General features: G+C 28.1%; 10 protein-coding genes. 6 read left to right on the top strand and 4 right to left on the bottom strand.

Annotated features, from left to right (window positions below; all coding sequences use genetic code 4):
- Positions 1-43: 43 nt before the first annotated feature.
- The 3 genes from AC0B4N_RS00525 to eno all read right to left on the bottom strand — a co-directional run bounded on the left by AC0B4N_RS00525 (position 44) and on the right by eno (position 6941).
- Complete coding sequence (locus tag AC0B4N_RS00525; protein ID WP_465101976.1) at positions 44-4378, bottom strand: PolC-type DNA polymerase III; 4335 nt, start codon at positions 4376-4378, stop codon at positions 44-46.
- Between the two features lie 8 nt (positions 4379-4386).
- Complete coding sequence (locus AC0B4N_RS00530) at positions 4387-5454, bottom strand: phosphatidate cytidylyltransferase (RefSeq protein ID WP_465101977.1); 1068 nt, start codon at positions 5452-5454, stop codon at positions 4387-4389.
- Between the two features lie 125 nt (positions 5455-5579).
- Positions 5580-6941: a phosphopyruvate hydratase gene (gene eno / locus AC0B4N_RS00535; protein WP_465101978.1), complete on the bottom strand. Its 1362-nt coding sequence runs from the start codon at positions 6939-6941 to the stop codon at positions 5580-5582.
- A gap of 162 nt (positions 6942-7103) precedes the next feature.
- On the opposite strand from eno, the gene AC0B4N_RS00540 reads away from it, so the two are divergent.
- Together AC0B4N_RS00540 and AC0B4N_RS00545 are read left to right on the top strand one after the other, a co-directional pair.
- Positions 7104-8363, top strand: coding sequence for a restriction endonuclease subunit S (locus AC0B4N_RS00540; protein WP_465101979.1), 1260 nt, complete (start codon positions 7104-7106; stop codon positions 8361-8363).
- Positions 8360-8950 (top strand): restriction endonuclease subunit S, encoded by a 591-nt coding sequence (locus AC0B4N_RS00545; protein WP_465102559.1) that lies wholly within the window; start codon positions 8360-8362, stop codon positions 8948-8950. Before AC0B4N_RS00540 ends, AC0B4N_RS00545 begins: the two co-directional genes overlap by 4 nt.
- Positions 8951-9087: 137 nt before the next feature.
- On the opposite strand, the gene AC0B4N_RS00550 is transcribed toward AC0B4N_RS00545, so the two are convergent.
- Positions 9088-9270, bottom strand: coding sequence for a hypothetical protein (locus AC0B4N_RS00550; RefSeq protein WP_465101980.1), 183 nt, complete (start codon positions 9268-9270; stop codon positions 9088-9090).
- Positions 9271-9350: 80 nt separating this feature from the next.
- On the opposite strand from AC0B4N_RS00550, the gene AC0B4N_RS00555 reads away from it, so the two are divergent.
- From AC0B4N_RS00555 to AC0B4N_RS00570, 4 genes are all read left to right on the top strand, one after another.
- The gene (locus AC0B4N_RS00555) at positions 9351-9986 is read left to right on the top strand and encodes a hypothetical protein (RefSeq protein ID WP_465101981.1); all 636 of its coding nucleotides are present in this window, start codon (positions 9351-9353) and stop codon (positions 9984-9986) included.
- Between the two features lie 444 nt (positions 9987-10430).
- A complete protein-coding gene (dnaX, locus tag AC0B4N_RS00560; RefSeq protein WP_465101982.1) occupies positions 10431-12254 on the top strand; it encodes a DNA polymerase III subunit gamma/tau in 1824 nt (607 codons plus the stop codon).
- Positions 12255-12266: 12 nt separating this feature from the next.
- Positions 12267-12554, top strand: coding sequence for a YbaB/EbfC family nucleoid-associated protein (locus AC0B4N_RS00565; RefSeq protein WP_465101137.1), 288 nt, complete (start codon positions 12267-12269; stop codon positions 12552-12554).
- Positions 12555-12556: 2 nt separating this feature from the next.
- The gene (locus tag AC0B4N_RS00570) at positions 12557-13153 is read left to right on the top strand and encodes a hypothetical protein (RefSeq protein WP_465101983.1); all 597 of its coding nucleotides are present in this window, start codon (positions 12557-12559) and stop codon (positions 13151-13153) included.
- Position 13154: the final 1 nt, after the last annotated feature.

The following is a 13154-nucleotide window of genomic DNA, read 5'->3' on the forward strand; positions in this document are numbered from 1 at the left end:
ACTTTGACTCTGCCTTTTATAATTAAATAAAATTTAGTTAAACTTAAAAAAGCGACATTTGATCTCTTTCGCTTAGTCCCTCTAAAACCCCTAGGCGATCAATTTCGGCAAATAATGTTGCATTAACTCCACTACGCTTTTTAAAATCTTCCTTGGTTTGGAATTGCATTTGATCTCTAGCTTGCACTATTTTTTTAGCTACTGATTCTCCTAATCCCTTAATTGCACTAAAAGGTGCAATTAAGGAATTTTTTTCATAATCAATTACTCATTCGGATTCTAAAGATTTATTTAAATCAATATTTAAAAATCCGTATCCTCTTGCATACATTTCCCTTGCTATTTCAAGAGTAGCGTATAGGTTGCGCTCATTAACTGTTTTTTCTTTTTTGCCTCTTAATTCATCAATTTTGTGAAGCACTTTATATTGTTCGCCTAAAATTTCAATATCAAATTCACTAAGTCTCGTTGTAAAGAATGTTGCATAATATTCTAATGGTTTATAAAGTTTAAACCATGCTATTCTCCAAGCCATCAAAACATAGGCAGTTGCATGTGCTCTTGGGAACATATATTTAATTAAATTCATACTTTTAATAGATCATTCAGGAATATTTTTACTTCGCAATAATTCTTCGTCCGCGCTACTTAACCCCTTACCTTTACGTACATTTTCCATAATATTAAATGAATCTAAGTTTGAAACACCGTGTTTGATTAAAAAATACATAATATCGTCACGACATGAAATAACATCTGAAAGTTTCATTTTCTCTTTTGTAATTAATTCTTCCGCATTACCACTTCAAACATCTGTACCGTGTGACAGGCCAGAAATAGCAATTAAATCAGCAAAACTTTGTGGCTTAGCTTGTGTTAACATTCTACGCACAAAATCAGTACCAAATTCTGGAATTCCGTGTGCTCCAGTTTTCTCACCTCCAATATCTTCAGGTCCAATATTTAATTCCTTTGGTGATGTAAATAATGACATAACTTTTGGATCTTTTGATGGAATATCTTTTTTAACATCTAAACCGGTTAATCTTTCAAGCATTCTAATTGCAGTAGGATCAACGTGGCCAAGTAAATCCAATTTTAAAACATTATCATGAATTGCATGGAAATCAAAATGCGTTGTTTTCCAATCGCTATCTTCATCATTAGCCGGAAAGTTAATAGGGGTAAAATCTTCAACATCTAACTCTTTAGGAATAATAATAATCCCGCCAGGGTGTTGACCTGTTGTTCGTTTTACATCGATTATTTTTGAAGAAACATAATCGATGTAATCAGGTGTATAATTTCAACTATAATCCTCAACTGCTGCCTTAACATATCCATAGGCAGTTTTTTCTTGAATACTTGAAATAGTTCCGGCTCTAAAAGTACTATTTTTGCCAAATAAATTTCTTACTTCAGCATGGATAATAGGTTGATAATCTCCTGAAAAGTTTAAATCAATATCAGGCACTTTATCAGCATTAAAGCCTAAAAATGTTTCAAAAGGTATTGAATGGCCATCTTTACCTAATAAAGTATTACAATTAGGGCAATTCTTATCATCTAAATCAAATCCAGATGATGTAGGTGGATTATCTACCATTTCAAAATATTTGCAATTAGCACAAATATAGTGAGGTTCAAGGGGATTAATCTCAGTTATACCTGATAAAGTAGCAACTAGCGAAGACCCAACTGAACCTCGACTTCCAACTAAATACCCATCATCATTTGATTTCTTTACTAAAATATGTGATATTCAATAAATAACATGAAATCCATATTTAATAATTGGATCTAATTCCTTATTAATTCTTTGTAAAATTACCTCTGGCAAATCTTCACCGTATTTTTCTTTAGCAGTTTGAAATACTAACTCTGGTAATTTTTCTTTTGAATTATCAAATGTAGGAGTATATAACTTATCTTTAATTACTTGAATATTATCCTCAATTAATGAATTTAAGTAATTAGTATTTTTAACTACTATTTCATCAATTAAGTTTACATTTTCTAAAAAAGCAAATTTATCTTTCATTTCTTCAGTAGTTAAATAGCTTAGATCTGGTATTTCCAGTTTATATGCATCTTTATAACTAAATAAAAAGTGTGGGGTTCCTCCAATACCTTTAGAATAAACTAATGATTTGTAAAAAGTTTTATCTTCTGTATTTTCAAATCTAACGTCACCTATTGCAATTAATGTTTTATTTTTTGCTTTTGTTTTATTAACCAAATCTTTCAGTAAGAAATTAATATCATCTTTTGAATATCCACCAATTGAAGTTTTATGTAAAAAAACATCAGGATGTGGCAATTCAATATAATCAAATTTTTCAATTAATTTATTTATTTCTGAATCTGATGAATATAATAAAGAATCGATTAAAGGGCTTTTTAGACCCCCAGATCCATATAGTAAATTATTTGTTCGAGGCAAGTCGTCTCAAAATAATTTAGGACCATTAAAGTGCCTTTCAGTTGAAGCAAGTGAAACAAGTTTAAATAATTCTTTTAAACCCGCTTGATTTTTCGCTATTACACTTATCTGGCTATTACTCGTATTTATTTTTTTAAAATATTCAAAGCCGTTCGGTAAATAATTATTTAAGGATACAAAATCATAAATACCTTGATTTTTTAGTTTTTCAAAAGCTTTTATTAAAGAATTAGCTAATACATATGCATCATAATCGGCGCGGTGGGCCACATCTGAGTCATAATCAATACCCATGGCACTTGCAAAATCTCCAAGGCGGTGCTTTTTATTATCAGGTGACACACATCTTGAAATCATTAATGAATCAAGATACACAGTTTGAGGCGGCTCAATATTAGACTCAATGAATTTTTGAACAATAAAATTCATATCAAATTTTGCGTTATGTGCAATTGCTGTTCTATTATTCAAAATTTTATAGATTTTTGCAAGAGCTTCATCAAGTTCTAAACCTTGTTTCTTTAAAATCTCATCGGTGATCTTAGTTAATTCAATAGTAAATTCACTAAGTTTTTGTTTTGCTTTAATAAAGAATTGAATCTCTTCAACAATGCTCCCTTTTTCTATAATAGTTGCGCCAAATTCAATTATTTCTCCTAATTTTGGGGAAAGGTTTGTTGTTTCGATATCAAAAACAACATATGTTTCATCCATAATATTTTTATTATCAAATTCAGTTAAAAATATCATATTGTTTTTAGAAATGACATCAAAAGAAACACCATAAATTGGCTTAATCCCTGCTTTTTTTGCGGCTAATGCAAACTTTGGATAAGCTTGACAGCTTGTTGAATCTAAAATTGCAACTGATTTATGTCCATATTTTTTAGCAATTTGTACAATTTGTTCAGCATCTAAAAGTCCATCCATTGCATTCATTTTGCTTTTAGTATTGAATTCAATTCGCTTTTCAATATCTAAATCTTCTTTGAAATTTCCTTGATTCTTTTCAATTACTTCAATTTTATCAACTCTGACATTTTTTGATTTTTGAAATGAAATTGAATTATGGTTTTTTAAATTATAAATTCCCTGTACTTTTACATTATTTCCCACACTTATTAATTCAGGATTTTCTTCATTAGTTACAAAGTGAACTAATGAAGTAGCATCCTTTTCATTAGTAATTTTATATTTGTGGATTCTAGTTCCATTTCTTTCGTATAACTCATTTTTATAAATAGTTCCAGTAAATGTAACTGGTAAATTATCAAAATCATTATAGTCTTTAAGTTGATCTAACTCAATTAATCTGTAAGAGCGATTAAAGTTGTTACTAAATTTATTTCGGGCATTTTTTTGAAATTCTTGTATATTTATACCTTGTTTCACAAATAAATCAAATTGTGAATTAATATAATCTTGATTAGTTTTAATATTTAGTTTTAAATCAAATTTGTCAAATAAAATTTCTACTTGCACGTTGCCCAGACCAAAACGTGGAAAATTATTATTTAAAAAACTAACAGCATTTTTATATTCCAATTCATATTCACGATTGGTATATTTTAAAACTCATTTACTTTTATCATGACTATAATAAATATCATTTTGTTTATTAATTAATGGGTGAATATTTTTAAAATTGGCAAAAGCACCAAGAAAATGATAAATATAATCACGAAAAATCTCTTGCTCTTGATAGTAATTTTGGACTTCATATGTTAGAGACGAAAATAAATGTCTGTTTTGTTCAATATGATAAACAAATTGCAAGAACTCACGTATATCAGGAACTCTTTTCAGTAAAATCTTACCAGCTATTAATCCATTATCATTTCTAGCATCAATAATTGAGACATCTTCTAAAGTTATTAAAAAAGGTAATTTAATACCTTTGGCCAATTTATCAAATGCTCTATCACTATAATTCATAAAACCTCCTATAAAATCGCTGCTAAAATAAATAACAGTACAAATACAAATGCGATACTATCAATTCGATCTAACATTCCACCATGTCCTCTTAAAATCTTAGAAAAATCTTTAAGATCTAAGCGACGTTTTAAGTATGAAAAATATAAATCACCAGTTAATGCAAAAGCTGGAGCAAAGATTATAAAGTTTGCAATTCCAAGAATTTTAAGATGAAAGCCGGTTGTTTTATAAATAAATATTATTCTACTAATTAAATCATTTGAAGAAGTATTTTCATTATTTTTGAAGATAAAATAGTAAAAAATTGAAAATGCAAAAATGGTAAATATCCCTGATAGGATTCCAACAATTGCCCCTTCAATTGTTTTATTTGGGCTAATTGCTGGTGCAAGTTTTTTAACAAAGAATTTTCTTCCAAAGAACATGCCGCCAAAAAAACCTCCTATATCATGAGCAGCTGGCACTATAATACAAAGTAAAATATAATAAAGTCCATCTGGTATAAGATGTAATAATAGGTAAGTTCTAAATAATATCCATATCACTAAATAACTTGCTATAAATAATAAAATATTCTTAAAATAGTTTTTATATAATATTTGGTTTGGTGTTATTTTTAATACTAATATTTTTATTAGTGGATATGAGAATAATGGTAATAATAAAACCAAAATAAGTAATGGAAAAAATCTAAAATCAAGGAAAAACAAATAAGGTAAAAAATCTATTGCAATATATTCTCCAATAATCTTTCCTTCTCCTTTTGCGGCATAATAATGAATCCCTCAAATAGGCAATGCAATTGCCATAAATAAAGCTTGAACTAATGCTGCTTTTTTATCTTGTATAAAACCATTTGCAAGTTCATAACAAACTCAATAACCCACACTTGTTATTAGTAAAATTGCAAGTATATATAGAGGAATATATATATTATTCTGTAAACTGTTCCCAGCCAAATAAAATACATAATGGTTAAACCCTAATAAAAAGATTAAGAAAATAACCATTATAATCGCTGGAATAATGCGAGTGTTAATTAATTTTTTTTTACTTTCACTTGTTCAATTCATACTAATATTATAATAAAAAAATAAAATAACTTTGTGAATAGTTATAATTATGAATAAATATTTGGACTATTCAACACAATTCATTAAAAAACATCTTGCTTAAAGCAAGATGTTTTAAATATTAACTATTTTTCTAAGTTATAAAATGATTTAGCACCTTGGAATTCTGCTGATGAGCATAATTCTTGCTCAATTGATAATAAACGGTTGTATTTAGCAATACGGTCTGTTCTTGACATTGAACCAGTCTTAATTTGACCAGCATTCATAGCTACTGCAATATCTGCAATAGTAGTGTCTTCTGTTTCTCCTGAACGGTGCGAAACAACTGCTGTCATGTTTGCTTTTTGAGCCATTTGAATTGCATCAAAGGTTTGAGTTAATGAACCAATTTGGTTTACTTTAATTAAAATTGAGTTCATTGATTTTTCTTCAATAGCACGTTTTAAGATTGCAGTATTTGTAACTGTTAAATCATCACCAACGATTTGAACCTTGTGACCAACTTCTTTTGTGAATTTTTTAAACCCTTCTCAATCACTTTCTGCAAAACCATCTTCGATTGAAATAATTGGGTATTTATTGATTAATCCTTTAAGGTATGTAATCATTTCGTCAGTAGTGTAAGAGAGTTTAACATCTTTAAGTGATTCAAATCCTGGTTGTTTAGTTTCAATAGCTTTCTTTAATTTACCAAAAGTATAAACACCATTTTCATATAATTCACTTGATGCACAGTCCATTGCAATTGCAACAGCTTTTTCACCTGAAGTAGCTGGTACATAACCAGATACTTTAATAGCTTCAACTAAGAAATCTAAAGCTTCTTCATGTGATTTGAAGTTTGGAGCAAACCCACCTTCATCACCAACTTGAACACCGTGTCCATTCTTTTTAAGTAATTTAGCTAAATTGTGGAATACAAAGTTAGCCATTTGTAATGATTCTCTAAGTGTTTTAGCTCCAACTGGCATAATCATGAATTCTTGAAAATCAATTGTGTTTGAAGCATGTTCTCCACCATTGATGACATTTAACATTGGAACTGGTAATTGGTGTGCATTAAAACCACCTAAGTATTTGTATAATGGTAAATCTAATTCATGAGCTGCTGCACGAGCTACAGCTAATGAAACTCCTAAAATAGCATTAGCACCTAATTTAGATTTTGTAGGTGTCCCATCTAATGAAATCATTAATTGGTCAATTTTACGTTGTTGAGTAACTTCATATCCAACAACTGCTGGTGCAATAATGTTATTAACATTGTCAACTGCTAACATAACACCTTTACCACCAAATCAGTTGTTTTCGTATTTTGATCCTTTATCTCTTAATTCAAGAGCTTCCCTAGATCCTGTTGATGCTCCTGAAGGAACCATAGCAGATCCGTATCCACCTAATTGTGTATAAACCTCTACTTGCACAGTAGGATTCCCACGTGAATCTAACACTTCACGTGCATGAATTTTTTTAATTGCTGACATTTTTCTCCTTGCTTATATTTAGTGTATTTATATATTATTGTTTGATTTGCTCAATTATACAATAAAACTAGTTATTTTATATAAATCTAATTAAATAATATTGATAATAGGCGGTGGAATATTTTCTGTTAAAATTAATTATTATATGTTAAAGGAATCATTATGAATAAAATTGAAAAGTTAATTAAAGAATTGTGTCCAGATGGTGTTGAATATAAAAAACTTTCTAATTTGGGCCAATTCTTTGGTGGATTAACAGGTAAATCTAAAAATGATTTTACTGATGGGAATTGTAATTTTATAACATATATGAATGTTTTTAAAAATCCTTCTGTACGGCTAGATTTACCCGATAAAGTAAAAATATTCCCAAATGAAAAACAAATAAAATTAGAATATATGGATGTTATATTTACTGGTTCTTCAGAAAATCCTGATGAGTGTGCTATGTCGTCAGTAGTTACTGAAGAGCCAAATACAAATTATTATTTAAATAGTTTTTGTTTTATTTGAAGAATTCAAAACAAAACAATCTTTAACCCTCATTTTTTAAAACATTTGTTTAGATCAGACAATTTAAGAAGACAATTGTCAAAAACAGCTTCTGGAGTAACAAGATATAATGTTTCTAAAAAACTAATGGCAAATATAAATATCCCAATCCCGCCCCGCGCGATCCAAGATGAAATTGTTAAAATTCTTGATAATTTCACAGAACTTACCACAGAACTTACCACAGAACTTAAATACCGTAAGCAACAATATGAGTATTACAGAGATAAATTATTAACTTTTGATGATTCAATAAAGGAAATTACATTAGATCAAATTGCTAAATTTACATATGGCTATACAGGATCATCTAAAGATGCGGGTGATTTCAGATATATCAGAATTACTGATATATCTGAAGATGGTAGTTTAATAATGGATAACAAAAAGTATATCCCTAGTGAAGCCGGACTAGAAAAATATATATTACAGAAAGGTGCTTTATTAGTTTCTCGAACAGGTTCATATGGTAAAACTTTATATTTTGATTCTGATGAACCTGCAGTATTTGCATCTTATTTAATAAAAATAGATTTAGATAATACAATAATTAGTAATAAATATTATTGACATTTTTCTAAATCTAATTTATATTGAAATCAAGCCAAAAAAATTGTCTCAATTGGCACACAGCCTCAATTTAATGCTAAAGCAATTGGACAAATTAAAATTCCCCTCCCTCCCCTTCCGGTTCAAAACCGCATTGCAGAAGTATTGGACAACTTTGAGCAAATTTGCCATAACCTCAAAATTGGGTTACCTTCTGAAATATCTTTAAGACAAAAACAATATGAATATTATAGAGATCTCTTATTATCATTTAATATTAATGATATTGAGAGAGAGAGAGAGAAGATAATTCAGGATTAAGCAAACTCTTTGAATATGTCTTTGGTTTTGAACTCGTTAGTTTTGGGTATGGGGTTAAATACCAAAAACTTAGTGATGTAGCTAAGTGTGTTAAAGGTAAACAACTTAACAAGGACAAATTAGTTACAAGTGGATATCCAGTTATAAATGGTGGTGTAAATCCTACTGGTTATTGACATGAATATAATTTTAATGAAAATAAAATCACTATAGCTCAAGGTGGATCAGCTGGGTTTGTCCAATGACAAAACTCAAAGTTTTGAGCAGGTGCACATTTATACGTAATTAAAGAATGTAATGATATTCTTAATTATAAATATTTATATTATGTAATTAAGAATAATCAAGAGAAGTTAATGGAAGCAAAATACGGAACAACTATTCCATCCTTATCGATGGAAGTTGTCAATAATCTTATTATTCCTATCCCTCCACTTCAACTCCAAAACAAAATAGTTGAAATCCTAGATAATTTCTCGGACTTAACAAATGATTTAACTAAGGGCTTACCAGCTGAAATAAATCTTAGACATAAACAATATGAATATTATAGGGATAGGTTATTGAGTTTTAAAGAAGTAAAATAGCAACAATCTAATTATTGTCGCTATTTTAATTAAATAAACATATAAACACTATATTAAGCAATATTTGTAACTATTACGCATTTATATTTAATAATATATTGAAGTTATAATTATAATAATGATAATCATGAAAATAACTAGAAAATATTACTTCCTACAACCATTCTATCAGTTCTATTTATTCTCACTTCTTGTGGGGCTGAAATTGATAAGTCTATTGAAAAACCAGCACCAAGTACAGAACCAGTTGATCCAAAAATAGCAAATAATAACTCTCTTAATCCTGTTAATTCAATAAACCCAGGCCAAACCAAAAACAAAATTCAAAATACACCTACAGAGCCAAAAAAGACAACGACAATAAGGAGAAGAAGATGATAAGATAGATATAGGGAAAACAATGCATATATTAAATGAAATAGCAAGTTCATTTGGTAATTTTGCTAAAATAGCACCTTTTATCCCTGAATCCTGATTATTAACTAAAGATATAGACCAAATTAATGAAAATTATAATGTGCCTAGGTTTAACGAGAATTATTTTAAGGGTATTAACTTAGTCTATAACCAATTTGTCAAAATAACAAATATTGATGAATTTAAGAATATTATCATTGATAAATGAAAAGAACTTTACAACAAAGATGATGTAAATATGAGTGATACAGAAATAAAAGAAATGTTTAAACAAATATATTTAAAAAATAAAGATATAACAAATGTATTAAATAATAATGATTTATATATTATTGAAAATAAACATGACATTAACGAGGAATGGTGAGCCTCAAAAATTGTTCCAATTTATACTAATGATAATATATTAATCAATGTGATTCAAGATAGCCGTTCTTCAGGATTTCCTGATTCTATCACTGGAATTACTTCATGGGCTGTTTTTAAAATTGCTAAAAACAAAAATGTTACGTTTAATACTCCAATCAAATATAATAAAGATTCATATGACCCATTTGAATACATTAAAACAATGACCAAATGATATGGTAAAGAATTTACTAAAAATAAAACAAAATAAAAAAACTTTATCTCAACAAACAAAGTTTATTAGATAATACAATACATAATCTAATAGTAAATATCTTTATTAGGTTATCATCATACTAATGCACCTGAATTAATTACCTAAATTATTTAAGTTTTATTTACATCTGTTGCTCGTAGTCTTTTATGGTATTGTTACCATAATAATATAAACCTCTAATATACCCAAGAATTTAAATAATATTATTAAAATTAATTTGAAAAACTCATTTGCACTACAAAAGCGACATGAGTTTTTATAATTCTATAAACAACAAAATACTTATATGAATAATATAATTTTCAATAAAATTGCCTGTTTCTGGGCATTTATAGATTTCAGAATAGTCCCCTTTAGAAAAAATAAAAAAACCTAAAAAAATTAAAAACTTTTTAAATTATAATTAATATTAGATTTTTAAGAAATGGAGGTTAATTAATGGATAGTTATAAAACATTGTATCGCAAATATCGTCCTAAAACTTTTGACCAAGTTGTAGGTCAAGAACACGTTGTACAAAGTTTAAAAAATGCTCTTACGACCGGTAAAATAGCCCATGCTTATTTATTTTGTGGTCCAAAAGGAACTGGAAAAACTTCATTGGCAAAAATCTTTGCTTCTGTTTTAAATTGTTTGCATAGCGGTAATCCAACTAAGGCCTGCGATTTATGCCTAATTGATAGTGATCGCAGTTTTGACATTATTGAAATGGATGCTGCTTCAAATAATGGTGTTGATGAAATAAGACTATTAAAAGATAAAATTGAACAATCACCAATTAATTCAAAATATAAAATTTATATTATTGATGAAGTACATATGCTTACTAAATTTGCATTTAATGCTTTATTGAAAACACTTGAAGAACCTCCGCACCATAGCATTTTTATCTTAGCTACAACTGACCCTCAAAAAATACCTTTAACAATTCTTTCAAGGGTCCAAAGATACAATTTTAAACGCATGAGTGATTCAAACATTATATCTCATTTAAAAGATGTTTTAGACAATGAAAAAATAAGTTATGAAGAAGATTCGTTAAAAATGATTGCTCTTTTAGCTACTGGCGGCATGAGGGATGCTTTGTCAATTGCAGATCAAGCAAGTTCTTTTAATGATAACCACATTAGTCAAGCTGCACTTGAATCTAATTTTGGACTTTCATCCGTTGATAATTACATAACCTTGCTTAATGCTATTTTAAAACATGATTTAAATAATCTTATTAGTTTACTTAATGAATTTAACAATAATGGGTCAGATGCTTCTTATCTCGTTCGTGCATTAATGAATATTTCTAAAGAATGATTGTTATACTACAAAACAAAAGATGAAGGTTTTTTAGCTTGAGCCTCTAAAACTCAAATACTTAACATTACATTAGATTCAAAAAATGCAGTTATTTTATATGATCATTTTTATAAATTACTAGTAAATTTACAAAATCACGAAAATCCATATGAATTATTACAGATTGAATTTATTTCATTAATGGATAATTTAAATCCAAGCACAACTATAATTCCAGAAGTCGCCCCTAAAACTGATCTACCGCCTAAAGAAGTAATAAAAACAAAATTAGAACCTGCTATAGAACATAATACAAAATCTGACCACCAAGACTTTTTTGCACAAGTGAGTGGTGATAATTACTTTAACGACAAATTTATTTTTAGGAAACTAGACTTAGGACAAGAATTAAAAACAATCACTCCTGAATCACAAGCCATAATCAACGATGTTTTAGAAGAACTCAATAATCAAAAAAATAATTCAGCAAATTTTAAACCTTCAAATCCAATAATCTATGATGAGACAACTTATAATGATATTGTTAATGTTTTTCTGTATGCTCAATTTGAAAAACATCAACAAAAACAGGATTACACGCAAAAATATACTAAATTAAAACAAGATGCAGAAATGATCTCAACAGTAGTAAATCAAGAGTTTTACGAACAAAAAAACTTACTTAAAAATGCGACTATTTGGATTGCTAGTAAAAATGCAATTGTCTTTTTTGTTCAAGATGAATCATCTTACCTTGAGAAACTACGTTTACAAAGCAAAGACCATAATATGCAATATTACATTTCTGAAATATTACAAGACACATTTAAAAAACTATATTTCTTAAATGCATCAGATAAAAGTATTATAATTAAAAAAATTAATGCTCTAAAAGGACCTGATGGTAAAATTAAATTACCAGCTAGTTTAAAAGAGCCTCAACCAGAAATTTATATTAACCCAAGGAAATAAAAAGGAATAAATATGAACCCAGAATTATTAAAGAAATTTAAAAACTTACAAAAAGAATTAGAAGACAAACAAGCACAGTTAGCAGCAAAAGAGTTTGTTATTGAAAAACAAGGAATTAAAATAACTGCATTTGGAAATAACGAAATTAAAAATATTGAATTAGATGATATGTTAATTGATCCAGATGATAAGGAATTACTTCAAGATCTTCTTGTTGTTGCACTTAATGAATTAATGGATGAAATTAAAAAACAACAAGATGATATGACTCCTGCAATGCCTGGTGGCTTTCCATTTTAATAATGTTTCATTCAGAAAAAATTACTGATACACTTCTTAAATTAACAAAACTTCCTGGAATTAGTAAAAAAACTGCAGAAAGAATTATTTACTGAATTTTAGAATCTTCTGAACAAGATGTTAATTTATTAGCAAACTCATTAAAATCATTAAAATATGATGTTGTTTATTGCAAAATGTGCACTGCACCATTATTTGATAAACAATCTTGCGAAATTTGTAATAGTTATGATAGAGAAAATAAATTACTAATTGTTGAATCATTGCAAATTATGCAAAAAATTGAAAAAGCAAAGTTTTATAAAGGCAAATATTTTGTATTTCGTAAAAAGTTGCTTTCAGAATATATTATTAAAAAAGAACAAAATTTAATTAATGAATTAGTCGAATACTCACAAAACTTTGATGAAATCATCCTTGGACTTTCTCCCAATATGGATGGTGAAATCACCAAACATGTGCTAAAGAACTTTATTGAACCTGTTAATCAAAAAATAACTGAACTAGCTGTGGGTTTACCAGTTGGTTCTTCAGTTGATTATATTGATGAATTAACCTTGAAATTATCTTTAGCAAATCGTAAAAAAACAATTGAATAAA

It is taken from the genome of Mycoplasma sp. 13536 (assembly GCF_055523495.1).